The sequence below is a fragment of the Enterocloster sp. OA13 genome, from assembly GCF_022440595.1.
GTDB classification, from domain to species: domain Bacteria; phylum Bacillota; class Clostridia; order Lachnospirales; family Lachnospiraceae; genus Enterocloster; species Enterocloster hominis.
The window spans coordinates 1692203-1718760 of the sequence record NZ_JAKNTF010000001.1 but is presented as its reverse complement, the minus strand read 5'-3'; the positions used below and the strand labels follow the sequence as shown (position 1 = coordinate 1718760).

The 26558-nt window shown below is 52.3% G+C and carries 20 protein-coding genes; 6 read left to right on the top strand and 14 right to left on the bottom strand.

Features of this window, described 5'->3' with window-relative positions:
* Positions 1–90 precede the first annotated feature (90 nt).
* The 4 genes from MCJ35_RS07540 to MCJ35_RS31605 form a co-directional block, all read right to left on the bottom strand.
* On the bottom strand, positions 91–1620 hold the full coding sequence (locus MCJ35_RS07540; RefSeq protein ID WP_240299431.1) for a response regulator transcription factor: 1530 nt from the start codon (positions 1618–1620) through the stop codon (positions 91–93).
* A 27-nt stretch (positions 1621–1647) separates the two neighbouring features.
* Positions 1648–3438, bottom strand: a complete 1791-nt coding sequence (locus MCJ35_RS07535) for a sensor histidine kinase (protein WP_025482192.1) — start codon at positions 3436–3438, stop codon at positions 1648–1650.
* A 114-nt stretch (positions 3439–3552) separates the two neighbouring features.
* Positions 3553–4902 (bottom strand): magnesium transporter, encoded by a 1350-nt coding sequence (mgtE, locus tag MCJ35_RS07530; RefSeq protein ID WP_008724995.1) that lies wholly within the window; start codon positions 4900–4902, stop codon positions 3553–3555.
* A gap of 129 nt (positions 4903–5031) precedes the next feature.
* Positions 5032–5166, bottom strand: coding sequence for a hypothetical protein (locus MCJ35_RS31605; protein WP_268886836.1), 135 nt, complete (start codon positions 5164–5166; stop codon positions 5032–5034).
* A 151-nt stretch (positions 5167–5317) separates the two neighbouring features.
* Between MCJ35_RS31605 and MCJ35_RS07525 the strand changes: the two genes are divergently transcribed.
* Entirely contained in the window at positions 5318–6691 is a 1374-nt protein-coding gene (locus MCJ35_RS07525; RefSeq protein WP_240299430.1) for a citrate transporter, read from the top strand.
* Positions 6692–6727: 36 nt separating this feature from the next.
* Positions 6728–8581, top strand: coding sequence for an asparagine synthase (glutamine-hydrolyzing) (gene asnB / locus MCJ35_RS07520; protein WP_025482194.1), 1854 nt, complete (start codon positions 6728–6730; stop codon positions 8579–8581).
* Here the strand turns inward: asnB and MCJ35_RS07515 are convergent.
* Positions 8557–9954 (bottom strand): GGDEF domain-containing protein, encoded by a 1398-nt coding sequence (locus MCJ35_RS07515; RefSeq protein WP_025482195.1) that lies wholly within the window; start codon positions 9952–9954, stop codon positions 8557–8559. The genes asnB and MCJ35_RS07515 overlap by 25 nt on opposite strands.
* Before the next feature lie 134 nt (positions 9955–10088).
* Between MCJ35_RS07515 and MCJ35_RS07510 the strand changes: the two genes are divergently transcribed.
* Positions 10089–10436, top strand: a complete 348-nt coding sequence (locus MCJ35_RS07510) for a helix-turn-helix domain-containing protein (protein WP_008724986.1) — start codon at positions 10089–10091, stop codon at positions 10434–10436.
* Positions 10437–10606: 170 nt separating this feature from the next.
* Here the strand turns inward: MCJ35_RS07510 and MCJ35_RS07505 are convergent, their stop codons facing one another.
* The 3 genes from MCJ35_RS07505 to MCJ35_RS07495 all read right to left on the bottom strand — a co-directional run bounded on the left by MCJ35_RS07505 (position 10607) and on the right by MCJ35_RS07495 (position 14296).
* Complete coding sequence (locus MCJ35_RS07505; RefSeq protein ID WP_025482196.1) at positions 10607–10966, bottom strand: cupin domain-containing protein; 360 nt, start codon at positions 10964–10966, stop codon at positions 10607–10609.
* Positions 10967–11038: 72 nt separating this feature from the next.
* Positions 11039–12247: an FprA family A-type flavoprotein gene (locus tag MCJ35_RS07500; RefSeq protein ID WP_240299429.1), complete on the bottom strand. Its 1209-nt coding sequence runs from the start codon at positions 12245–12247 to the stop codon at positions 11039–11041.
* A gap of 102 nt (positions 12248–12349) precedes the next feature.
* The gene (locus MCJ35_RS07495) at positions 12350–14296 is read right to left on the bottom strand and encodes a leucine-rich repeat domain-containing protein (protein ID WP_240299428.1); all 1947 of its coding nucleotides are present in this window, start codon (positions 14294–14296) and stop codon (positions 12350–12352) included.
* Between the two features lie 198 nt (positions 14297–14494).
* Here MCJ35_RS07495 and MCJ35_RS07490 point away from each other — a divergent pair, with 198 nt between their 5' ends.
* Complete coding sequence (locus MCJ35_RS07490; RefSeq protein WP_025482198.1) at positions 14495–15739, top strand: RelA/SpoT protein; 1245 nt, start codon at positions 14495–14497, stop codon at positions 15737–15739.
* A gap of 114 nt (positions 15740–15853) precedes the next feature.
* On the opposite strand, the gene asrC is transcribed toward MCJ35_RS07490, so the two are convergent.
* The 6 genes from asrC to MCJ35_RS07460 all read right to left on the bottom strand — a co-directional run bounded on the left by asrC (position 15854) and on the right by MCJ35_RS07460 (position 24457).
* On the bottom strand, positions 15854–16894 hold the full coding sequence (gene asrC, locus MCJ35_RS07485; protein WP_008724977.1) for a sulfite reductase subunit C: 1041 nt from the start codon (positions 16892–16894) through the stop codon (positions 15854–15856).
* Between the two features lie 17 nt (positions 16895–16911).
* On the bottom strand, positions 16912–17703 hold the full coding sequence (gene asrB, locus MCJ35_RS07480; protein ID WP_008724975.1) for an anaerobic sulfite reductase subunit AsrB: 792 nt from the start codon (positions 17701–17703) through the stop codon (positions 16912–16914).
* Between the two features lie 3 nt (positions 17704–17706).
* On the bottom strand, positions 17707–18753 hold the full coding sequence (gene asrA / locus MCJ35_RS07475; RefSeq protein ID WP_025482199.1) for an anaerobic sulfite reductase subunit AsrA: 1047 nt from the start codon (positions 18751–18753) through the stop codon (positions 17707–17709).
* 223 nt (positions 18754–18976) lie between these two features.
* Positions 18977–20785: a cadherin-like beta sandwich domain-containing protein gene (locus tag MCJ35_RS07470; RefSeq protein ID WP_240299427.1), complete on the bottom strand. Its 1809-nt coding sequence runs from the start codon at positions 20783–20785 to the stop codon at positions 18977–18979.
* 34 nt (positions 20786–20819) lie between these two features.
* Entirely contained in the window at positions 20820–23099 is a 2280-nt protein-coding gene (locus MCJ35_RS07465) for an SH3 domain-containing protein (RefSeq protein WP_040382345.1), read from the bottom strand.
* A gap of 149 nt (positions 23100–23248) precedes the next feature.
* On the bottom strand, positions 23249–24457 hold the full coding sequence (locus tag MCJ35_RS07460) for a serine hydrolase (RefSeq protein WP_240299788.1): 1209 nt from the start codon (positions 24455–24457) through the stop codon (positions 23249–23251).
* 557 nt (positions 24458–25014) lie between these two features.
* On the opposite strand from MCJ35_RS07460, the gene MCJ35_RS07455 reads away from it, so the two are divergent.
* Complete coding sequence (locus tag MCJ35_RS07455) at positions 25015–25944, top strand: AraC family transcriptional regulator (RefSeq protein WP_353656063.1); 930 nt, start codon at positions 25015–25017, stop codon at positions 25942–25944.
* A gap of 73 nt (positions 25945–26017) precedes the next feature.
* Positions 26018–26257: a hypothetical protein gene (locus MCJ35_RS07450; protein WP_025482206.1), complete on the top strand. Its 240-nt coding sequence runs from the start codon at positions 26018–26020 to the stop codon at positions 26255–26257.
* Positions 26258–26558 lie beyond the last annotated feature (301 nt).

Sequence of the window (26558 nt, the reverse complement as noted above, 5' to 3'; positions counted from 1 at the left end):
CCCTTTCCTGTTTTCCTTTGATTCTATCCACATTTTACCAGTTTAAGAGGCTGTTATCCATGAAAAATGGTTTGATTTCTTGATGTTTCGTCAGGTCCTGCCCCGTTTATAATCCCGTGGGCTGATTCCATACGTCTTTTTGAACATCCGGTTAAAATGCTCCACATTATGATATCCCACCCGGTCGCTGATCTCATACATCTTAAGGTCCGTGGATTCCATCAGGCGCTTTGCCTTTTCCAGGCGCACGCTGGTCAGGTAGGTGCTGAAGGTCATGCCTGTCTCTTTGGTGAATCTGGTACTGAAGTATTTTTCATTCAGCCCCACATAATCGGCCGTGCTTTTAAGTGTCATCTCCGGGCTGGCATAGTTGTCCGCAATAAAATGGCGGGCCCTTGGTATCACATCCTCCTGCCGGTCCTCACGGCAGTTCTCCAGATAATCCGATACCCAGCGGAAATAATTATTCATCCACAACTCCAGCTCCTTTACCTGGGTCAGGCGGCTTATCTTCTCAAAGTAATTGACCCGTTCAGGAAGCAGGGTTGAAAATTCATTTTCATATACATGGAACTGATCCGCCAGCTGACAGAGGATGTGGAGGCACTCCTGTGTGGCTGACTGCATGTCCATGGTATTGATTGTGGATAAAAGCCTGTCTTTTTCCTGTGCGGAAACCACCTTGTCCCCGGAGAACAGGGCTGTCATGAATGCCTGGCAGCCCTGCTTTTTTTCCTCCATGACGGACAGATATCCCTCAAAGTCCCAGGCAGCGCACATGCCGTACTCCCCTGCCAGGGCGCTCCACTTAAGAAGCCGGATATCCTGGTCAAGGGCCTGTCCGATGTCCCTGTAATCCACGATATCACTGATGGAGGCCTGGGTTTCCAGGTTCATGTAGTCCCTCCATACCTTCTGTATCTGGCGCACAAGGGAAATAATACCGGTGGGATACTGGACCGGGTCCGTCACCCTGTAATACATCAGGAACTGGGACGGATATACCTTAATGATACCTCCCTTTGCAGCCAACCTTGGAATCTGCCTGGCCAGGTCCAGCATGGGTCTTGACATCTCCTCCTCCACATTGTCGGCAAAGCGCATGGACTGGCGTTTGAAGTCCACCACTTCAAAAAGGATGATCCCATACCTGCCATCCTTGGGAAGGTTGATTGCCGCAAGCCCCATATCCATGGGGTCCATGTCCCCTAAAGCCATGTCTGGACATCCCGAATCCTGGCCTTTAAAATACTGGCGGTTCACCTTATCCAGCAGTTCCTCCAGCACCCGCTGGTTTAAATCCCCCTTCAGCATATAGTCATAAACCCCCAGCCGGAATGCCTCCCGGACCAGTTCAAATTCATTGTAACCGGAAAGCACCACCGTAACGGGCAGAAGTCCCATGTCCTTTAAATAACTGATAAGCTTAAGCCCATCCATTCCCGGCATCTTCATATCCGTTATCAGCAGCTCCACCGGGTTTTCCTTCATGTATTCCACGGCCTGAAGGCCGCCCATACAATCCCTCACGACCGTAAATCCGTATTTCTCCCAATCAGCCAGGGAACGCAGCGCCACCCTGACAATACTTTCATCATCCACAATCAGGACACGTTTCATCCCGTTCCTCCCCCTGTCCAACAATTCTCAAAGCTTTGGAATACGCAGGAATGTCCTGGTATACCGTCCAATCCGGCTCTCCATCCAGACCTGGCCACGTTCTCCGAAGTTCAGCTTCAGACGCCCCAGCACATTCTCAATCCCGATGCTGGTATTGTCATCCTCCTCCCTCTCCTTTGGATGAAGGAGTGCCTCTATTTCCTCCTGTGTCATGCCCCGCCCGTCATCCTCCACCGTGAAGAGAAGGGATTCCACCTCCTCTTTCAGGCTGATTTTCAGATGGCCGATGTCATCCTCCTTTTCCGCCAGGCCATGGACAATGGAATTTTCCACAATCGGCTGGAGGATCAGCCTGGGCATCTTATAATCCAGGCATCCCTGGTCAATGTGGTACTCCACCTCAAAGCCGTCGGAATAACGGATTTTCATCAGATAGATGTAACTGTCCAGCACATCCAGTTCTTCCCTTACCGTATAGAAACTGATGCTGCCCCTGAAGGAGCAGGAAAGGATCTTGATTAAAGCCTCCGCCATCCTGCGGATGCCCTCGAACCTGGACACCTGGGCCATGAAACGGATGGAATTCAGGGTATTCACAAGAAAATGCGGGTTGATCTGGGACTGGAGCGCATTGACCTCCGCCCGGTGCTTCTTCTGCTGCACCCGTTCATTTTCCTCTATGGATGCCTTAAGTTCCCGGACCATCCGGTTAAAGGAGTGGATCATGGTCCTGATTTCGTTCTGGCCCGCCGGCTCCACATGGACGGTCAGGTTCCCCTCCTCCATCTCCTTCATCCCTTCCATCACCGAGTGAAGGGGTGTGATGATTTCTCCCAGGAAATACCTGGAAAAAAGATAGAACAGCAGGAGCAGAAGGCTGATGACCAGGAGGGAGATTCCCATGACCCGGTTATAGGCAGCGGTCAGACGGGATGTGCTGACCATGGACACCACCTTCCACCCATTCTCTTCCACTGAGGAGACAACCGCCGTATAATTCATAACATGGCCCGTGCCCTGGGCATCCACCGGGGTCCTGTAAATGCCCGCCTGCGTGGACGGCAGCCCCTTCATAAGGCGTTCTGCCTCCTGGCTCCTGTCCCCTGCAAAGAGGAGCCTCCCTTCCCTGTCCAGGATAAAGGTGGTGCCCAGCTGTTCATCCCTGTTGTATCTGCGGATGACCTCACCCACATGGGTAACGGAAAACAGGCTGACCATCTCCAGTTTCCCGGAGCGGTCCGCCTGATAATCAGGAGCAAGGGCTGCCGCCAGCACAAACTCCCCTTTTTTAAGACGCGAATATGTAATGGTCTGCCTGGCCGTGTCAAAAGCGCCCACGCTGACCACATTTTTATGTTCCAGGGCCTGAAGGTACCAGTTCTCCCGGCCAATCTCCTCCCTGGAAAGGATTACCTCGTCTTTCAGATATACCGTGTTCCCGCTTTTCAGGTAGAACATGGCAGACACCGTGTCCTGGGAAGGGACCATGGAGACACGGAACATCTCATCCAGACGGCTGCTGAAATCATAGCGCTGTTCCTTGTCATCCGTATCCATGCCCGATACCAGTCCCATGATTTCCCCGTTATTCACAAAGACCAGATGGGACAGCTGAAGGGATATGTCCCGGACAGACTCTGAAAGGCTGGTCTCTATGCTGGCCTGTGCGTTCTGGATGTTGGCAATGGCTGATTTCTCCATCATATACCGGATGATGCCCAGGGTGACCACGCCCACCAGCAGGATGGGGATGACAATCAGAAGGAAAAAGCTTCTGTAATATACGGTTTTTAATGAAAATCGCTTGTTGAACAGCATGGTATCCAATCTCCTGTCATACTTGTACAGCATTGCGTAAATAACAGTGCTATACTAATGCTCCATCCGGCTGGAAACCATACTGCCGGCACCGGGGGGGGCGGGTCCAGGGCCCTAAATACTCAGCAGGCTGCAGGCAAGCTGGAAATAGACCACCAGGCTCACCGCATCCACGATGGTGGTAATCAGGGGCGCGGCCATGATTGCCGGGTCCAGATGGAGGATCTGGGCAATGATGGGCAATGTGCAGCCAATGGTCTTGGCAATCACCACTGTGGCCAGAAGACTTAGCACCACGGTCAGGCACAGCATCTCCTGTCCCGGGAAACGGATGAGTAACTGCACATAATTCACCAGCCCCAGAAGGATTCCCACAATGATGCCAACCCGCAGTTCCTTCCACAGTACCCGGAGGATATCCCCTGCCTCTATCTCACCCACGGCCATGCCGCGGATAATCATGGTGCTGCTCTGGCTGCCTGCATTGCCGCCCGTATCCGTCAGCATGGGGATAAAGGTCACCAGCAGGGGAATCACTGCAAAGGCCGCCTCGTATTTAGCCAGGATACTGCCTGTTATCATGCTGCTGACCATGAGGATTAAAAGCCAGGCCAGCCTGTTCTTTGCAAGTGAGAACACCCCTGTCTTCAGGTATGGCTTTTCACTTGGAAGCATGGCTGCCATCTTCTCAAAATCCTCCGTGGCCTCCTGTTCCATGACATCCACCACGTCGTCCACCGTGACGATTCCAACCAGACGGTCCTCATGGTCCACCACGGGCAGGCTTAAAAGGTCGTACTTGCGGAAGCTTTCCGCCACCTCCTCCTGGTCATCCGTGGTCACCGCCTTGATCACATGGGTATCCATGATGCTGCCTATGACCTCATCATATGGGTTCATCAGCAGGTCCTTGACCGTGACCACGCCTTCCAATGTCCGCTTTGCATCCATCACATAGCAGGTATATATGGTCTCCTTATCCACCCCGTTCTTACGGATATAGGCAAATGCCTGCTCCACGGTCATGGTCTTCTTGAGTCCCACGTACTCGGCTGTCATGATGCTCCCGGCGCTGTTCTCCGGGTACTTAAGGAACTGGTTAATCAGCTTCCTTGTGTCGCTTGTGGAGTTCTTAAGCACACGCTTCACCACATTGGCAGGCAGTTCCTCCAGCATGTCGACCGCGTCATCCACAAACAGGTCGTTGACAATGGCGCTCAGCTCGTAGTCCGTAATGCTGTTAATGATATGCTCCTGCTTTTCCACCGGAAGGTTGGCGAACACATCGCTTGCAACCTCCTTGGACAGCATGCGGAATACCACCACGGTCCGCTCTGAATCCAGTTCCTCGATGAAGGAGGCGATATCCACCTCATTCATCTCCGTCAAAATCTCCTTGAGCCTGCGGAGCTGCCTTGTGTCCAGCAGCTCCATCAGCTGTTTTAAATCAAAATTCTCCTGCATCTTATTCCTTTCATGAATGGTACTATCATGAAAGCAGCACACAAAATAGCCATAATTACAAAAAGTCCCCGTGACCGGGCGTTCCCGTAATCCATGGCTATCATCATAAACGTATCTCTATATAGACGGTTAACGGCAGTGAAAGCAAAGCGGAACCAAAGCCGTCCCGGGGCATGCCTGATAAAACACAGCCACACCGGCAGCTCCCACTACCATACGCTTATGATAATTGTCTGCTTCCATCTTACGACTTCGACCTTCCACTTAGGTTCACTTCCTTTCATCATTTATTTTAATCCTTATTAAGCATACCAGCCCCTGACCATAAAATCAACCCCCAAAAACAGGATTATTTCACCGGGGCACGGATTTTCTCATACTATAGATTATATTCTTAGATACAGGAGTGACTGTTATGATTGAATCCACCATAGTGCTGACTCCCCTGCACTATGCTTATCTCATCGGCGTCATCGTCATCCTGGCTGTCATGGTCATGAGACGGGACACGCCGGCTGTCTGCATTGCTTTTCTTTTCATCCTGGGCCTCATTGGCTTAAAATCCTTTACAGGCGCCATCATGACCGTGTTTAACGCCATCCTCTACGCTGGTAAGGAATTCATGGAGGTACTGGCCACCATAGCAATGGTGACCGCACTTTCCAAATGCCTCAAGGACCTGGGCAGCGATTACCTGATGATGGTCCCCATGTCAAAAATCATGAAGACGCCTTCCGTCACCTGGTGGATACTGGGGCTTACCATGTTTTTATTTTCCCTTTTCCTGTGGCCCAGCCCCTCGGTTGCGCTGGTCGGGGCCATCATGCTCCCCTTTGCCGTCAAGGCCGGCCTGAATCCCCTGGCCGCGGCCATGGCCATGAACCTGTTCGGCCACGGCTTCGCCTTAAGCTATGACTTTGTCATCCAGGGCGCGCCCGCTGTTTCCGCCGGGGCGGCCGGAATCACCACCACCGGCATCCTCCATCAGGCATGGCCCGTCTTCTGGGTCATGGGCATTGTCACGGTGGGCAGCGCATATCTGTTAAACAGGGATGAAATGGAAGGACGCGGACTGCGCCTGACCATCCAGACCGGGGAAGCAGATACTCCCAAGGGCGGGAACATGGCACTTCTCATGGCCATCCTCACCCCGCTGGCATTCGTGGGCGTGATTGTGCTGATGCTGGTATTTGACTTAAAGGGCGGGGATGCCACCAGCATGGTGTCCGGAACAGCCCTTATCCTCATGTGCCTTGGCGCCTTCCTTGGCTTTGGGAAGGACTCCCTTGAAAAGGTGACCAGCTATGTGACGGACGGTTTCCTTTTTGCCATTAAGATATTTGCCCCGGTCATCATCATCGGCGCCTTCTTCTTTTTGGGCGGCGAAGGCATCACCTCCATCATGGGAACAGGCTTTTCCCATGGAATCATGAATGACTGGGCCATGTGGCTGGCCCAGAACGCGCCTTTGAACAAATATATGGCGGCCTTTATCCAGATGGTGGTGGGCAGCCTGACCGGCCTTGACGGCTCCGGTTTCTCCGGCCTTCCCCTGACCGGTTCCCTGGCCCGCACCTTTGGCTTTGCCACCGGCGCCTCCGTGCCCGTGATGGCTGCCCTTGGCCAGATTGCCGCCATCTTCGTGGGCGGGGGGACCATTGTGCCCTGGGGTCTTATCCCGGTGGCTGCCATCTGTAATGTAAGCCCGGTGGAACTGGCCAGGAAGAACCTGGTTCCGGTATGCCTGGGCTTTGTCTGTACCTATATCGCGGCCTGTTTCCTGATTTAGGGACGCCGCATCAATCCATGACAGGAGGAACGAACTATGTGCGGAATTGCCGGTTTTTATAACCCCCATGACCATTACCTCAAAGAAAAGGAACATTGCAGGGAAATCCTTACATCCATGGCGCAGTGCCAGAAACACAGGGGGCCGGATGACTCCGGCCTGTTTTTAAGCGAACACGGCGGGCTGTCCCACGCCCGCCTGTCCATCATCGACCTGGCCGGAGGCCACCAGCCCATGGTAAAATCCGGGTCCGGCCAGACATTTGCCATTGTCTACAACGGCGAACTCTACAATACCGGGGAGCTGCGCCAGGAGCTGCTGGGACGCGGCCTTGTATTCCAGACCTCCAGCGACACCGAGGTCATACTGGCCGGCTATATGGAATACGGGCCGGACTTCGTGAAACGGCTCAACGGCATATTTGCCATTGCCATCCTGGACACTGCCAGGAACCGTCTGTGCCTGTTCCGTGACAGGGCAGGCGTCAAACCCCTATTCTATATGGTCAGGGGAGAGGAAATCATCTTTGCCTCCGAACCCAAGGGGATCCTTGCCTATCCCGGGGTCCGCCCGGTCCTGGATAAAAAAGGGCTGAACGAGATTTTCTCCATCGGACCTGCCAGGACCTATGGCTGCGGTGTGTTTAAGGATATGGAGGAACTGCTGCCTGGACATTTCCTTATGTGCTCGGCAGAGGGCTTAAGGCTTAAAAGTTACTGGAAACTGGAAAGCCGTCCACATGAGGACAGCTATGAAAAAACCATTGAAAAGACATCCTTCCTGGTCCAGGACGCCGTGCGCAGGCAGATGGTCTCCGATGTGCCCATCTGTACCTTCCTCTCCGGAGGCGTGGACTCCAGCCTGGTGTCTGCCATCTGCGCCTCAGAATTAAGGAAACAAGGGAAACGTCTCACCACATTTTCCTTTGACTTTGTGGACAATGACAGATTCTTCAAGGCCAACTCCTTCCAGCCCTCCCAGGACCGCCCCTTTGTGGACCGTATGGTACGGTTCCTGGATTCGGACCACCACTATCTGGAATGTGACAACCTGACCCAGGCAGACCGCCTGTATGATTCCGTGCTGGCCCATGACATGCCGGCCATGGGGGATATTGACTCCTCCATGCTCCAGTTCTGCTCCATGGTAAAGGAACACAACAAGGTGGCCCTTACCGGCGAGTGTGCGGATGAGATTTTCGGCGGCTATCCCTGGTTCCACAAAAAGGAGTGCTTTGAGGCGCATACATTTCCATGGACCATGGATCTGGGGGCCAGGAAGGTGCTGCTCAATGACAGCTTCATGGAATACCTGGATATGGACAGCTATGTCAGGAATACCTATGAGCGTTCGGTAGCCGAGACACCAAGGCTGGCCGAGGATACGCCGGTGGAGGCAAGGCGCCGCGAAATCGCCTGGCTGAACCTGCGCTGGTTCATGCAGACCCTGTTAAACCGCATGGACCGCACCAGCATGTACTCCGGCCTGGAAGCCAGGGTCCCCTTTGCGGACCACAAGATCATGGAGTATGTCTGGAACGTGCCCTGGGATATGAAGACCAGGGACGGTGTGGTCAAGAACCTGCTCCGCCAGTCAGCAAAAGGACTCCTGCCCGAAGATATACTCTTCAGGCGCAAGTCCCCTTATCCCAAAACCTATGATACTTCTTATGAAAAGCTTCTGGCCGGACGTGTCCGCGAAATGATGGGCGACAGCCATGCGCCTGTGATGCAGTTCCTAGACAGGAAGAAACTGGAACAGTTCCTGTTAAACCCGGGCGATTACGGCAAGCCATGGTATGGACAGCTGATGGCAGGTCCCCAGATGATGGCCTATATCCTGCAGATTAACTACTGGATGAAAACCTATGACATTGAACTGGAGCAGTAACCGTTCTTCAGCTCCAGACCCGGGGTATAAAACACGTACCGGTTCTTTCCCTGCCGTTTTGCCTCATAAGCAGCCGTATCCGCCTTTACGAACAGGGTGTCGTAATCATTGCCGTCCTTAGGACATACGGCGCCGCCTATGCTGCATGAAAGCTTAAGCCCACCCATGTTGGGGTCTTCCATGCTGCTGACCGCCTCACAGAGCCGTTTCGCGCATTCCACGCCTCCCTTTTCCGCGGAAATCCCGGTAAGGAGCGCAACGAACTCATCCCCGCCAACCCTGCCGACCATATCCGTGGCGCGCAGGGTATGGCGGAACAGGTCAGCCACGCAGCGCAGGGCATAGTCCCCGCTTCTGTGTCCCATGGTATCATTAATGTTCTTAAAATCATCCAGATCCATGAACAGCAGGACTGCGCGCGAGCAGGCGGGGGATTCCAGGAAACGGCTTATTTCCCTGCATATGGCCTGCCGGTTGTAAAGCCCGGTAAGGGAGTCCACCCTGGCATTCTTAAGCGCATCCTTTAACCGTTCCTTTTGTCTCAACTGTTCCTGGTATTCCTCCGTGATGTCGCTGCGCATAAGGAACACGATCCTGCCCGGCCTGTCATAATACACATATTGGAACCGCTTGCGCAGATAACCTTTTTCCGGGTCTTTTACGCCATATGTTATGATGTGCTCGCCTTCCGCGTCCAGTACGGAAAGGACATGCTGGATTTCCATCTCCCTGTCGACCATCTCCCTGTCCTCAGGCACCACATAACCCTTGATACATGTCTGGACCATCTGGCTGTAACTGCCCGAGGATTCCTGAGGAAGCAGGGCAGAGCCTTCATTCCTTTTAAACATGGTATAGGAATCCTTATCCGCATCCAGACATATGAGATAATCGCAGTTCCTATACACGTACCGTTCCACAATCTGCCTTAACAGATAGTTTTCCCCATCCTTATCCCCCAGGTCCGACACATAGCAGAGCACAGTGTCACCTCTGCCTGATTCCGGTATCAGGAGTATCCTGAGCCATATGTAATTCCTTCCGGTATCCCGGCACCGGAATTCATGGCGCAGCGGTTTACCCTCCTCCATGATCTTCCTCATATGTTCCCTGTTAAATATCCCAAGAAAATCCCTGCACTCCTCAGGGTGGATGTTCTCCCAGGCAAATGTCCGGAAGTCCTCAAGGGATTGGTTCACCGAAAGGCGGCATCCCCCTTCCGTATAAAAGACTCCCCTGCACCGCCCTGTTTCCATGCTGAATTCCATAAGTTCATCAAAAATCCCGGAAAGGGAGCCCGCGCATTCTTTCTCCCGCTTTGCATCCATTACAATGCGGACGCCGGATTTTCCATTACCTGCATTCCCATCCATGAACCTGCATCCCCCTTTCCTTTATCTGCTTCCCATGTTGTATATCAGTGTATCTGGATTCATAAAATATATGTATCGCATAGTAATTCATAATATGTAAACTGTAGTGTACACTAGTATTGAGGTGAATCACAATGCATGATTACGTTAAAACATTAGGTACGGTCATCCGCAAAGCCCGTGAAGAACAGGGGCTGTCCCAGGCGTCACTGGCTGAAAAACTGGGAATTGATGTCCGTACCATTATTAATATTGAAAACTTCCGCGGGAATCCCAAATTTGAGGTTCTCTATCCTTTGATTACCGCGCTCAGGATTCCGGCAGACAGGATATTCTATCCTGGCTCCGATGCCATAGGCGACGCCAAGCAGCAGCTTTTCTGGGAGCTGCACAACTGCAGCGAAAGCGAAGCCAGGGCCATCCTTCCTGCTGTCCGCTATATTACGGAACTCCTGCGGGGCCAGCCCTCTGATTTCCTGTAATTTCCTAATTATTTTACTACGTTATCTAAAAAAACACAACCAGATATTCATTGTAATTCATATTTTTAATGTACTGTAATGTATTCTGGTGCCAAAAAAGGAACCAGCGGATGCAATTGGCCTGCCGCCGGTTCTTTTCCATCTGTCATCTTTTATAGTCCGGGGCCATCCTAAGACCGCGCCGGGACATTGATGATCAGCGCAATGATTTCCATGGGCTCCTCCCCATAGCATGCAATGCCATGGCTGTCCCCGTCCTTACACATGTGGTAATCCCCCGGATTCAGTATGGATTCAGTCCCATTGTCAGTCACAAGGGCCTGTCCCTTCAGCACATAATAACCTTCAAATTCCCCGTGGTGCCCATGCACCCCGATGGATGTGCCCGGAAGGAACTCCACCCTTGCGAAGGTCCTTCCCGCGCCGTAAGCCTCGTCTTTTGTCATGAATGTGTGGAAAACCACATCCCCGTTCCCCTTCTGTACTTCATGCATGACTTTTACTTCAGCTTCATCTTTTCTCCTGATCATGATCCGTCCCCTCTCCCCGTTTTTGCGTCGTTACCGTTCCTGCGTCCTTACCGTTCTTACATCCTTACCATCCTACTGCTGGTTCATGGTTCTGACAATGGCGTCCGCCATGCCCTCCAGAATGGCCAGCTGGTCCTCCTTCAGTGCGGACTTTACGGTTACTGTCTCGTCCAGGATTGTCATGTTCTTCATGGAGCCGATGATTTCCCTCATCTGCTTTCCTGACAGCACGCCCCATGAGCCGTTCTCCATGATTGCAACGGTCCTGTTCTGCAGGTTATGTGCCTTAAGGTCCATGAGGAAATGTTCCATGTTGCTGAAAATCCCTCCGTTATAGGTAACGGACGCAATCACCAGGTGGCTGCACCTGAATGCCTCGGATATCATGGTGGACGGATGGGTGGAGGAAACATCGTACATCGCAATATTCCTCACGCCCCTGTCAGCCAGCATCCCTGCCAGTATGTTGGCCGCATTCTCCGTGTTGCCGTAGATGGAACCATATGCAATCATGACCGCCTTTTCTTCCGGCTCATAGCTGCTCCAGGTCAGGTACTTGTCCACATACCAGTCAATGTCCTTCCTCCACACAGGACCGTGGAGCGGGCAGAGGGTATGGATTTCAAGGGCGGACGCCTTCTTAAGCAGGGTCTGCACGGAAGGACCGTACTTGCCCACGATATTGGTATAATATCTTCTGGCGTCATCCAGCCAGTCACGCTCAAAATTAACCTCATCCGCAAACAGGTTGCCGTTCATGGCGCCGAAGGTGCCGAAGGCATCTGCTGAAAACAGGGTCTTGTCCGTGGTATCATATGTGACCATGACCTCCGGCCAGTGTACCATGGGAGCCATGATGAAGGTAAATGTATGCCTTCCGGTGCAGAATGTATCATTCTCCTTCACAATCATGGCCCTGGAATCAATATCAAAGTTATAAAACTGCTTGATGATTGGAACGGTCTTGGGGTTGCAGACCACCTTTACCTCAGGATATCTGCGTACAATCTCTCCCAGGGTGGCGCAGTGGTCCGGCTCCATGTGGTTCACTACCACGTAATCCAGGGTGCGTCCCTTTAATATAGCCTCTATGTTTTCAAAAAACTGTTCCTTAATGGCACGGTCCACGGTATCAAATAACACGGTCTTTTCATCTACAAGCAGGTAGGCATTGTAGGAAATGCCGCGGGGAATAGGGAAGGCATTTTCAAATAATGCCAGCCTGCGGTCTGTCCCGCCAACCCAGAACAGGTCGTCTTTAATGCGCTTTACACAGTACATATTCAGTCATCCTTTCGTTAAATGATGGTCAATGTTTCATTTCGTTTAGAAGTATACTACATTTTACCCCAAATGTCACTGTATTATTTAGTGTACACTTACTCACTGGAGTATTGTCACGTCATCGCTTAAAACACGGACGTTCCCCACCGGATTGCCGGAACAGTCAAGGGTCCCAAGCCTGCCCAGTCCCTCCAACGGTTTGATATCCGTCACATAATTATCACTTATGTCAAGATACTCCAGATTGGGAAGGGAGGCTGCAAAGCTTATGTCCGTCAGCATGTTATCTGCCAGGCTCAGCCTTCTGATTCCCGGGAACGCGGTCAAAAAACCTGTATTATCATTCAGGTCCACCTTATCGTAATCCACGTATACAATCCCTCCCCCGCCGCTGATCTTCACATTCTCATACAGCTTCACCCCGTCCATCTCAAGGACCTCCAAGTGTTCATTGGGGGATATCTTTGAAAAATACAGTTCACACTCCACCCCGTTCAGATACAGTTCCCGCAGGGCGGGCATGCCGAACAGGCCTGATATATCCTTATAGGTCCTTATTCCATTGAGGTTCAGCACTTCCAGGGATGGTATCCTGGCCACAAAATCCCACTTTGTCTCATCCGGGATGCGGGAACAGGTTAATTCCTTCAGGTTTGCAAGCCCTGCAAAGGGCGCCGTGGAATCAATATCCACCCATTCCAGTTCCAGTTTCTCAAGCCCTCCCATCCCTGACAGGTAGGAAACCGTGTCCATGCCGTTCACCTTAAGGCGGCGCAGACCGGTGAGGCCGGAAAGGTCCGGCTGGGCACAGTTGTAAGGCACCTCCAGGGACAGTTCCTCAAGCCCGGTAAGTCCGGATACCGCGCTCAGGTCCTTTACCTCGCTGCACCTTGTAATGGAAAGGGAGGTCAGGCCTGTATTGCCCTTCAGGCTGTCAAGATCCAGTATCTTGGCCCTGGACAGTGAAAATGACGTAAGCTTTGGCATATCCTTCACAAAACCTGCATCCCTGACCCCCTCTGATTCAATGGACAGCTCTTCCAGCCAGTCCATCACGGAAAGCACGGAAAAATCCTTTAATTCATTGCAGTATTCAAGGGTCAGGGACTTGACGCCCTTCATGGCGGCCAGAGGCTTGATATCCGTCAGGTCGGAGCCTTTGAGGGCCAGTTTCTCCACGCCCGTCAGCGCGCCCAGCCCATCCAGGCTTTCAAGTCCTGCGCTGATGCGAAGCTCCTTTAACTGTCCCGGGTCCTCAAACAAAGCAGCCACCTCCCCCGGGGACTTGCCGTAGCAGCTGAGCCGTTTCAGGTCCAGCCCCATTATATCCCCTGCCGACAGATAGCCTGCCGCGCTCAGGGACTTAAGCCCGGTAAACCGGGACAGGACCTTACTGTTGATTTTTGCGCTGTCCCTGTCAAATTCCAGCCATGTAAGGGCTGCCTCCGGCTTTTCCATGGGATCATCAAAGCTGTATCCCACCATGATATGGTCGCCGGAATATTTATATTCAATCCACCGGAAACGGGCCAGTTCCTCATCGCTGAGCAGATCTGCCGCCTTACCAAAAGCAGTGGCTGCCATATCCCCGAATATGCCTGTCAGCTCTTCCTTTTGCGCTTCCTTCCCGTCCGCTCCTGCCGTCACCTCAGGATCCCGGCCTGTTCCTTTCCATGCATACCTGGTGGCAGACGGCGGATTGCCGGAAGCCGGGGCATGTTTCCCATTCCGGACTTTATTTACGGCCAGGCCGGATATCACCACCACAAGCAGGAACAATACAGCCAGAGCGGACGCAACACGCTTCCATCCGTAGGCTTCCCACCCAGTGGCTTTTTTAGAAAGCTCCGGCCGGATGGTGGTATGATTCATCTTTGCCGGTTCACCGGCCAGCCGTACGTTCCCTTCCCCTTCATCCTCCAGCACATAGCGTGTCCTGCAATACTCGCAGACAGCTATATGGGGATTGTTCTCATCCAGTTTCAGGCTGCCGTTACAGGCAGTGCATTTGAGTTCTGTCAGCTTCATGTTCCCTCTCTCTTTCATCCTTCTTATCTCCGTAACAATTGTACCATACTCGGACATGTTTGAGAATTCCTTTCCTCAACTTATGTGAAAACGGATTTACGCCCATCCCATCCGGACAATGGAATCCCCGCCGGAAATTTCCATTTCAAAATACTGGAAAGTATTTGAATTCTTCTGCTCCTTAAGATATACTGTTTCAAGAGGGAGGTGCCCACCATGGATTTAGTAAACCAGTTTATAGAAAATTACAGGAAGAAATACACATTTTATGAAAATGCCGGGCGCCTGGCTGCGAAACAGCTGGAGACAGCACTGCAGTCTGCCGGTATCCGTGCCATTGTCACTTCCAGGGCCAAGAACCCGGGAAGGCTGAAATACAAGACCTTCCACCGGAACGCCGAGAGGGAGACCCCCTACAAAAACATGCGCGAGATATACGATGACATGTTTGACCTGGCAGGTGTCCGCGTATCCCTCTATTTCCCTGGTGACCGCGACAAGGCGGACGCCCTTATCAGCGACCTTTTTACTGTCATGGAGAAAAAGCAGTTCCCGGAACAGTCCAAGACACCCACTTACAACAAACGTTTTTCCGGTTATTGGGCCAACCATTACAGGGTACATATCAGCGAAGAGAATATATCGCCCAGCCAGAAGAAGTATGTCCAGGCCCGCATTGAAATCCAGGTAGCCTCCGTCCTCATGCACGCCTGGTCCGAGGTGGAGCACGACCTGATCTACAAGCCCCTCCAGGGCGCCCTGTCGGACGAGGAGCTGTCCATCCTGGATGAGCTTAACGGTCTGGTGCTGACCGGGGAGATTGCCCTTGAACGGCTGCAGAGCGCGGGCAATGAGAGGATAAAGAACAAGGAGACCACATTTACCAGCCAGTACGACCTGGCCTCCTACCTGTACAATTACCTGAGCAATCATTTTAAGGAAGAGGACATTGAACTGCGTATGGGCAATATTGAACTGCTGTTCAAGCTTCTCAGCCGCTTAAAATTTTTCAAGGTAAAGGACATTGAGCCTATACTGAAATCCGTCAAATTTGAAAAAGACCGCAGGAACATTTCCCAGCAGATCATCGACCAGATCATCACCGGCAACGAGAAGCGGTACCATGTTTACCAGGAATTAAGGAGCAGCGATGATGTCTCCGACCCGGAGACCCGCCAGGCCGTCAACTACTTCTTCGGCCAGTGGGTCCCACTTGAGAACCTTCTCAACCGCGCCACCGGCCGGAACACGCCCAAGTCCTACAGTGCCTTCAATATCAACACCTTAAAGCGCATGGACATCCTGGACAAGGACCTGTCCAACAAAATAGGCGCCCTCAGAAGGACCAGGAACGTGCTGATACATGACATTGAGAAACCGGATGTGGAGGAACTGATGCGGCAGGGGGATGAGATTCATGAGGTTTATGAGAAGTTAAACCATAAACTGAACGGTGAATAAACAGTTTGACAACACGTCATGGCATGAACACGGGAGCCGGGCTTAACCGCCCGGCTCCCATATCTTTTCTTCCTGATTCCTGCCTCATCCGCACACATCCGCGCGTCTTACTTATTATTTCTCCTGAGGTCCCGCATGTTTATGCTCTGACAGCGGCATCACATGCATGTTGCCCCTCTGCTCATTCTCAGCCCAGAAAATATTGTCAGCCACCTTGGCCTCCGGGTTGAACTCCACGCCTTCAAAGATATGCTTTGCAAACTCCTTGTACCCGGCCCTGTCAATCAGGTGTCCGCCATGGAGATATTCCGGCTTATAATCAAGGACCCACGCAGAGAACTTCTGCCAGTTGGAGAATACCCCAAGGACCACGTCCTCTGTCACCCAGTTTAAGAACAGTTTTCCTGCCCTTGGGTTCTGCTTGCCGGTACGGCCGCCCAGGGTTACACGGTAAAGCTTCTTGCTTCCCCTGGTCCATGCGCCGGTGGGACAGATTAAGGAACATTCGCCGCAGCCCACGCAGCAGCAGGCATCCTTGTCAATCTTCCCGTTCTTGTTCAGGCTCAGCACGCCGGTGGCGTGATGTTGGCAGGCCTCCACACAGGAACCGCAGCCGATGCAGCGGTCAATATCATAATCCTGCTTGTTGATGCCCATGATGCCAAAATCGTTGAAGTTGGCTTTTACACAGTCATTGGGGCATCCTGCCACCGCAACCTTGATATGGTAATGGGAGGGGAAAATGATTTTCTCAATCTTCCTTGCCAGTTCGTATGTATTGATGTTGCCCTTGATACAGTGGGCATTGCCGATACAGGACATGATATTGCGGGCGCCGATGGTTGGGTATCCGTAGTCATTGACCTCCATATCCACGTCGCACATCTCCACATCAACCTCTTTGATGTAGCCCTTGATGAATTTATTTACCTCTTCGATATTCTCATACTTGATTCCCGGTACATCCAGGGTCTGCCTGGTGCCCATATGGAAGGTCCCGTTTCCGAAACGCTCACAGATTTCCTGCACCATGGACAGGTGCTTTGCCTCTATCATGGCTCCGGGTACACGCATCTGAAGCATGAACTCCCCAGCCACCTTGGACTGCCTGAAGCAGTTAATCCTTACCTTTTTGATATCTATATCATGATTCATTCTTTGCCACCCCTCTCTTAATCAACCAGATATTTGGCCTGTGTATAATTGAATACAGGTCCGTCCAGACAGACGTAAACCTCATCAATACGGCAGTGGCCGCATTTGCCCACTGCGCAGGACATCTTGCGCTCAAAGGACATCCATATCTTCTCCTCAGGCACGCCCTGCTTCAGGACCTCGAAACCTGTGAACTTCATCATTGGAGGCGGACCTACCACCACAACCGCATAATCGTCCCCAAAATCACCAAAGGGAATCCTTGATACGAATTCTGTCACGAATCCTGTCTCCCACCCGTCCTTATGGTCTTTGTCCAGGGCATAGATGGTGTCGAAACGCTCTTTCCAGCGCTCTAAATCACCTTTGAAGATGATTCCCTCCTCATTTTTAAAGCCGCTGATCAGATGCACGCTTTTTGTGAAATCAGGCTCATCATAAAACTTGTTCAGCATGCTCTTTACAGGCGCCAGTCCGGTCCCTCCTGTAATCACCACCATGTGCTTATCCTTAAACTGGTCAACGGGCCAGCCCTTGCCGTAAGCGCCGCGTAAGAACAGGGTATCCCCTGCCTGTTTTTCAAAAATCTCATCTGTCACCTTGCCCACGGAGCGGATGGTGAAATCCATGTATCCGTCCCCAAAGGAACTGACTGAGATGGGAGCTTCCCCAATCTTTGGTATGGAAAGCTGAAGGAACTGTCCGTGTTCCGGCTTTATATCTGTCTCTACCCTGTATGTATACTCGTGAAGGCTTTCACGCTTAACTTCCAATATCTTACATGCCACAGGCTTTACAATATTCTTCATGGCTTATCCCCTCTCCTGTCCATTTTCCCCTGCTTTTATTTCTTCAATGGCATCCGCCATCTTGTTCACCGTAGCCACGATGGATATGTACTCAGGACAACGGTCGATGCAGCGGCCGCATCCAACACACATATGGTAATCCTTAAACCGCGCCTTGTAGTCGTGGAACTTGTGGAGCACCTTGTAACGCATCCTGTCCCCGGCCCGGTTCCTGAAGCTCATCCCGCCTGCCATATCGGTAAAGTCCTTTACCTGGCAGGAGGCGGATGTCCTCTTCCTCTCGCCTACGTTGGCATTCTCATTGTATATGATGTCGGTGGTGGTAAAGCAGGTACAGGTGCTGCATGCAACGGTACAGGCTCCGCATGAGATACACCGTTTGTCGTACTGTCTCCACATGGGATGGTCTTTCAGCTTTGTAAGGATTTCCTTGTCAGGAATCTCCGGCACCGTTACCTTGAGTTCATTTTCCTCCACAAAGGCGGGCGTGAAATCATCATCCTCCATGCCTTCAAAATACGGGGCGAAGCTTTCATCCTTTACCTGGAAGGAAAGGCCGTCCTCACCGAAACGGACTGCCATGGAATAATCCTCTGCCTTGTTGGTGCCCATGCTGACACAGAAACAGGTGTCCCAGCCTTCCTGACATTCCATCATGACGATCTTGACCCGTTCATTCATCCTCTTATAATACATATCCTCAAAACCACCGTTCTGAAGGTATATCTTTTCCTGGTGATGCTGGGCATGGATGTCACAGGGACGCATGAATATCAGGAGCTTCTTTGAGCCGGCCTTGCTCTCAATGAATTCATCCTCGGTAAAATAAAACAGGGACTGGGTTATGGGGCTTAAGACTTCCTTTGCCGGAAAGTCTGATTTCTCCTTGTACTCAATCTCCTCTGCACTTGCCACCTGGGCATACTTAATCAGGTCTGTGTCTGAATATCTTCCTTTTCCCACAAACCGCTTGGGTGCCCAGATCTCATACTCGTCCTGAAGCTGCCCAAAAATCCTGTCGGCATCCTTAAATCCAACCTTATATCCCATGAAATGCCTCCTCCTTTACTGGTTATCCATCTTTATTATATAATCTATTTTTAAACCTATGTTATTATTATAACAAATCCAAAATGGTATGCCTAATTATATATTGTAATGGTTTGATAATAAAAATTTATCATTAAGCCAAAAAGGTGCTAAAATCCACAAAAAATACAGCGCCCCGCCTGCCACGGAACGCTGTATCCCTTATCTGTATATGTTTCCCTTACTATAAATCGAATATCTCAAAATCATCATTCCCATCCACCTGGGCCTTTACCGGCTCAGATGTCTGGCCTGGCCTGGCCGGCTGGGCTGCCGGGGTCTGGCGCTGTACTGCCGGGGCTGGCTGGGGCTGGCCGGATGCCGGCCTTACCGGCTGCTGGCCCGGGCGGGCCGGCTGGGAGGATCTTGGCGGAGCAACTGATTTGGGAGGCTGTACTGCCTTTGGAGGCTGCACCGCTTTAGGCGGTTCCACTGGCCTTAATGGCTGGGACGGCCTGCCAGACGGCCTGGCTGCCTCCTCATAGCGGTCTGCATCCCCGTGTCCATCCGCATCCTCATAACCGTCTTCATCCACGTAGTCATCCGTGTCCTCATAACCGTCTTCGTCCGCGTACCCATCCTCATAATCCATCTGGTACTTGCTGGCGGGGCTGTCATCGTAAGCAGGATCATCCTCATAACCGTCTGCATCCTCCTGGTCATCAAAGGCATCACCGTATCCGTCATCTTCATAATCCTGATACCCTTCGCTGTCCTCAGACGGAAGCTGGTCCTTTTTCCTGGCGGCGGCTTTGGCCCTGCTGCCTCTTGAACCTGTGGTGCCGTCACCACCCGTTCCTCCATCCCTGCCCTTCTTATTCATCACAACCACAAGCAGGATGATTAAAAGCACAAGTGCAATGGCAACCGTGACTGCCAGCAGTATCTTAAACAGGTTGAAGTCATCGCGTATGCTGTCGTACTGGTCAGCCAGGTTATTGAATACGTCCGTGCTCACCGTGTCGCTTGCAGCCGGATCCGCAAAATACCTCTGGATGGTCCGCTCGTTGTCCTTCATATCATAGCGGTAGAAATTCTTCTCACCAGCTTCATTCATACCGTAAACAACACAGTATTCAGGCTTCTCAGAAGCACCCCATACCCAGCCCTGTACCTTGTGGCCGTCAATGTTAATGGTAGTAGGTTTGAATCCGATGGGAACCTCAACCGATGCATCCGGCTGTAATATGGTGATGACCCGCTTGGAAATCTCCATCTTCACCTCGGCTGCCGAAGCATCTCCGGACGCAGCGCTGGCGCCGCCCTCTGCCTTGGTTACCACAATGACATATTCCTTCGTGGTCTCGCCGTCCTGGGCCGTAACCTTACAGGTAACACGGTTCTCACCCATCTGCAGCCCGTCATTGCCAACCACTACATTCTGGGCATTCCCGTCTGTAGTATCTGCATAGACAATCAGTTTGTCCACATCCGTCCCCACGGTCACCGCATAGGTATCCACATCCGGTGAAAAGGCCGGGGTCAGTTCGCCCGGTGAAACCTTAAGGCTCTTTAAGGTGGCATCCTTGGATGCTGTCTGAAGAGCGCCTACGGTTACCGTTGAACTTCCCTCATGCTCCACTGTCACCAGCTGGGAGCTGGAATCATAAATCTCCTGGCTGGTCACCGTAATCTTACTGGTTCCGGCGGTCAGGGCATTAAACTGCAAGGTAAATGCAAGCGTCCCCGTGCCGGGCGTTCCCGCATCGCCGTGGACGCGGACCGCACCCGCGCCTCCGTCCGCATTGGTACCGCTGACAAATTCCAGCGCGCTTGAATCATAGGCCAGCATCACATCTGCATTGGCAAGATTACTGCTGCTGGTTATCTTCATATTGACCTTGACCTGGCTTCCCACGGTGGCGGAAGGGTCAGAAAATGTTATTTTGGCATTGGCTGCAAATGCGGTCAGCATATGGGCCGGCATCATGACTGCAATCATGCATGCCATAATCAGGACTGCAATCCCTTGTCTCATTCGTCTTATCATCATTTATTCCTACTTTCAGATTATCATGTATTTCTTATCAGGACTGCACCTGTACAATCGTTACATTGCTTCCGCCCGGAGTGCTGCCGCTGTCGGCCGGACCGGAACCGCCGGGTCCTCCTGAACCGCCCGGTCCTCCTGAGCTGCCTGGGCCGCCGGGGCTTCCCGGACTGCCGGAACCTGAACCACCGCCCGGTGTCACCGGGCTTCCCGTGCTTCCGGAAGTCGGCCCTCCGTCCTGCTTCACCACATGGATGGTGTAGGTCCGGACATTACCGTTCTGTGCAGTTACCGTTATGATGACATCCGTGCTGGCATTCTGCAGGGAAATGCTTCCCGCCCCAGTTACCCTGGCGCTTGAATCAGCTGCCGTGGCATTGACCATAAGGCTGCCCACGGAGGAATCCACAATCAGGTTATACTCATGGGTATCCCTGCTAAAGGAAGGCGTCAGGCCAAATCCATCCACCCCAAGCCCGGAAAGCTTGTTATTGGGGCTTCCGTCCCCGGTGGGGGCCACACATGCCTGCTCCGGCATATTGTTGAACACCGGGATGTGGAATTCCAGGGCCACATTCTTCATATCCGACGTATATGCCTGGGCCAGTCTGGCTGCCTCTGAAGCAGCTCCCTGTATATTGCTCATATACTGGTGCTTATAGGGATTGCTTCCCTGTACGTTAAATTTCTTAAGATAGAATGTATTCTGGCCGGCTTTCACGTAATTATCCCCGTAATTCTGGGCGCCGCCGCGGATGGATTTCTCCACGGTATTCCAGGGACGTCCATAGGTGCCGGACTGGGATGCATAGCGCAGGCCCATCTCAATGGCCGACATGGAACCAGACTGGTATGCTTCCACATTGAAAAAGTTATAGTAGCCTTCATATCCTGAATAATTGCCGGATATAAGGGGACTGGTGCCGTTATTTCCCTGCTCCTGTAAGATCATGGCGGCCAGCACGTATGGGCTGACCCCTGACTGGGATGCCGCATTCATGATAATGTCAATATAGGGCGATGCCTCGCCGGATGACGCCCCTGACGGGGATGTACCGGATGGCGTACCGCCAGAGGGGGATGTGCCCACCGACGGACCGGATCCGGAAGGGCTGCCGGATGACGGGCTGTTGCCGGATGACGGACTATCGCCAGAGGAACCCGTGCCATCCACTGCCACCGGACCATTCGCTGAAGAGGAATTATCCTGTCCAGGCGCCACCAGGCTTACATTAGAAGCCACAAACCGGCGCTCTTTTGGCGTGATGGATGCGTGAGGCGCTTCCAGGCTGACCTGGCCTCCGCCGGAGGATGGCTGGCTGCTGCCTGAAGACGGCTGGCTGGTGTCCGAAGACGGCTGGCTGGTGTTCGGGGAACCAGAAACTCCCGGACCATGCTGGCTGTCATCATACGTGCCTGCCCTTCCCGGGCCGCTTGATGAGCTGCCCGAGGAACCGGAACTGCTACCCGGGCCGCCGGATGAACCAGGACCGCCCGTGCCTCCCGGGCCGCCGGAGAAATCGCTTCCCCCTGTCCCGGTGGAGTTGGTGCTGCCGGAAAGGAAGGTGCCGTTTACCATACTGTTAAGGCCCTCCCTGGTCTGGGTGCTTTGGTTATATTCATGCGCAAGGAACTGGAACACATAGGTCTCATCCAGGAAATTCCTCGGGTCCATATAATACCGGATGATGTCCGGTGAAGCCGCCACCCAGTTGCTTCCGTCCAGACCGGTCCATGTGCTGTTATCCCAGTTATAAGCGCCGTCCGCAACCGACTTCCAGGAGGAAACGCTGCCGGAGGATACCAGGTTACGGCTGAGCACCGACTCGTTCTCAATGACCGTATTCCAGTCCAGTCCCGTATTCTTGGCTTTAAACACCCAGTTCGGGTACTGCTGGTGCAGCTGTCTGAGCCCGTTCTTATAACTCTCCGGAAATCCCTGGGAATTCAGATATGCCTCGAAATTAGAATCTGTCGTGTAAGAAACAGGGAGCCGCACATAAACGGATGACACATACCCCGTGTTCACCGCCCCGTTGGTTCCCGTGTATTGAATCTGATACCATGTATTGCCATCCGTCCCCCGCTGCTCCCCAATAACAGTAATGGCAGCGCCTGCTGCCAGCCTTCCCACGGAGGAATATCCGGTGCCTGCGCCGCTGCGGACATTCAGTGATGTGGCTTTTACCGTGGCGGACCCTGTATATGCATAGGAATTAAGCATTGTAAAAGGCGTGGCCACGGATGCCGGAAGATTTGCTGCCATCATCACCCCAAGCATAAGGGCCAGACCCCTTTTTAATTTCTTTGCCTTCATTATGTATATATCTCCTGTATTTTCATTCATAACCAATAAAATCATGAATTTCTATTTTATGACATTAATCCTATTATAATGGCAAAAGGCTTCATATGTCAACAAAAACGCAGGAAACTTCACATAATACAAAGATTCGTAAGAAAAGATTAAATAATGTGGTAAGTCTTTCCAAAATCCATGAAAATCCCCAGTATATGCCAAACAACCCTGGAAAATGTCATCTTATCCACCCCTCTGTCAGCATAGACAGGATACTGCCTGATGACAGTTCCATTCAGACTGTAATCAATGGTCCCAATCTTCTGTCCTTCCCTTACAGGGGCCTGGAGCACGGCAGGTATTTTCTTTGTCACCTGCACCTCTTCATCCTCCCCCAGCAGCAGGGGCAGGTGCATCTCCTCCTCCTTCAGGTGAAGGCTTGCGCCTGTGGATTCCTGGCATGTTCCCTCCTCTTCCCAGCACAATCCCCCTGTGACCGGAATATCCGGCAGGACTTCCTCCCGGAACACGTCTTTTAACCGGAAATGCTCCAGCCCATATGTATACAGCTTCCTGGCGTCCGCCCATTTATATGTCTTGTGCGGCGGCCAGCCGCATCCTAACAGCGCGATGACATAGGTCCTTCCGTCATTTTCCATGGCGCCCACATAGGAATATCCAGCCCCGCCCGTAAACCCTGTCTTGCCTGACAGCACGCCCTCCATCATATTCAGGAACGCATTGTGGTTGAAACAGCTGTAGGAACGTCTGCCGCTGCTGTCCGTAAAGCTGTGGTTCTGGGTCCTGGTAATACTCAGGAACTCCTCCTTTTTTGGGGATTCCATGACGCAGTAACGCATGATGGCCGCCAGGTCGGCGGCTGTGGTGGAATGGATGTGTTCCACGCCGTCTTTGTCCTTCTTTACCCCGTCCAGTCCATTGGGCGTGATGAAATAGGTGTCCCTGCATCCCAGTTCCTCTGCCTTTTGGTTCATAAGGGCGGCAAAGTCCTCCACGCTCCCCCCGATGTTTTCAGCAATCATCACAGCCGCGTCATTATAGGACTCCAGCATCAGGGCGTACAGCAGGTCCTCCAGCCTGTATTCTTCCCCGGAGCGCACACCCAGATGGACCTTGGGCTGGGACGCGGCATAGGAGGAAGCCGTCACCTTATCGTCCAGGTTACCAAGCTCCAGCGCCAGGATGCAGGTCATGATTTTTGTGGTGCTGGCCATGGGACGTATGATATCCTGTCCTTTTCCATACAGGATGCGGCCGCTGCTCCCGTCCATCAGGACAGCTGACTGGGCGTACAGTTTCAGGAAATCCGCATTTTCCGTCTGGCTGGCCTGCGCCTGGCCTGACTGCGCCTGCACTGACTGTGTCTGGCCTGCCCGGCTCTGTACTGCCTGTACCTGCACTGCCCGGCTCTGCGCTTCCTGTACCTGCACTGCCTGTGTCTGCACTGCCCGGCCCTGCACTTCCTGTGTCTGCACTGCCCGGTTCTGCACTGCCCGGTTCTGCGCTTCCTGTACCTGCACTGCCCGGCCCTGCACTTCCTGTGCCTGCACTGCCCGGCCCTGCGCTTCCTGTACCTGCACTACCCGGCTCTGCACTTCCTGTACCTGCACTGCCCGGCTCTGCACTTCCTGCGCCTGCACTGCCCGGCCCTGCACTTCCTGTGTCTGCACTGCCCGGCCCTGTACTTCCTGTGTCTGCACTGCCTGCTCCTGCCCTGCCTGCTCCTTTCGTATGCTATATTCCCCTCCTGCCGCCTCCAGATGCCCGCAGACAAGGGATATCGATAACGCAGCCGTAAATATCCATTGCTTCATGATTTGCCGCCTCTTTGCCTTTATTTTATCGTATTCACAGGCAGTGTGATTTATTCTGTGGTGTGATATAATAGCTTCATGAATAGGAGGGACTGGCTGTGCTGAAAAATTTCTGCTGTATTGAATACCGGGAAGGAAGCAAAGAAGAAATACTGCCTGACTTCATGCCTGATTTTCCTTATATCAGTTCCTATATGGAGTTTGACATCCAGAAAGCCGGACGTTTTGTGCCCTGGCACTGGCATAAGGAAGTGGAACTATTTTATGTTGAGTCCGGCGTGGTTGAATATTATATACCCAAAGGAAAGGTGATTTTTCCCGCAGGCTCCGGGGGAATGGTTAATTCCAATGTGCTCCACATGACAAAATCCAAGGACAGGGCTGCCAATACAATCCAGCTGAACCATCTTTTTGACGTTTCCCTCATCGGCGGGTCTCAGGGGAGCCGGATTGAAAAGAAATTTATCCTGCCCCTTACGACCGCATCCCATATTGGGATCATCAGCCTGGATCCAAACCAGCAGGAGCAGGATGCCATCCTTAAGGATATCAGGAAATCCTTTCAGATATCCTCCGGTGAATATGCCTATGAGATAAAGCTGCGCTCTGCCCTGTCTGATATATGGGCCAGGATATTCGCCCTGTCCTCCCCCCTGTTAAAAGAAGGCAGGGATAAGGATAAGACGGATGACAAGCTGAAATTGATGATCATATACATACAGGAACATTTCTGGGATAAGGTTTCGGTCAAGGATATTGCCTCTGCTGCTTTTATCAGTGAACGTGAATGCTACCGTACCTTTAGTGAATGCCTGCACACCACGCCCTTAGGATATCTGAGGAACTACAGGCTCCAGCAGGCCTGCCGCATGTTGACACAGGGCCAGGACGCAGTCACGGCGGTCAGTCATGCCTGCGGACTTGGAAGCAGCAGCTACTTTGGCAGTGTATTCAAGGAGTACTTCGGGTGCTCTCCCATGGAGTATAGGAAAAGATGGCAGAATCATGATATTACAGGGCAGATATGATATATAAACCGCATGAATCCTGCACTATAATGATATTAGCAAAGATGACAGGCGGCAAAAAGGAGGTTCTGTTATGATTAAGCTGGGTATCATTAACGTGGAAGAATTCCTGCGTACGGTAAATGCCTGTGAGGGCGCTGTCTATATGATCCATCCAGATGGCAGGAGGACCGATATAGGCAGACAGTATGGTATTCAGGATGACCTGCGCAGGCAGCATTCTGACAACAAGGGGTATCTGAAGCTGGTGCTGGATATTCCGGCTCCTTCGGATTATATGAGCATCATCAGCTATTATGCCGGGGATGTATAGGAACACGGCGTCATTGCGGTGCAAGAGGACTCCACCCTCGCAGGCCAAGCCCGGGAAACAATTTCCCGGGCTTCTGCCTTATCTTCTGCTTTTTCTTATGTTTTTCCTTACGCGTTCCCTGTAAAAACCATGATGATGAATCAGGGCGTATCTGCCTGCCATGAAACGGATTGACAAGATGCCCGGTTAACCTTAAACTATAATGTAGGAAGGGAATATATGTTCTGTTTTCCTGATCCAGGTTTTCAGACGGGGACAGGGACGGCATGTTTCTTTATACATGTGGACCGGAAGGACAAAA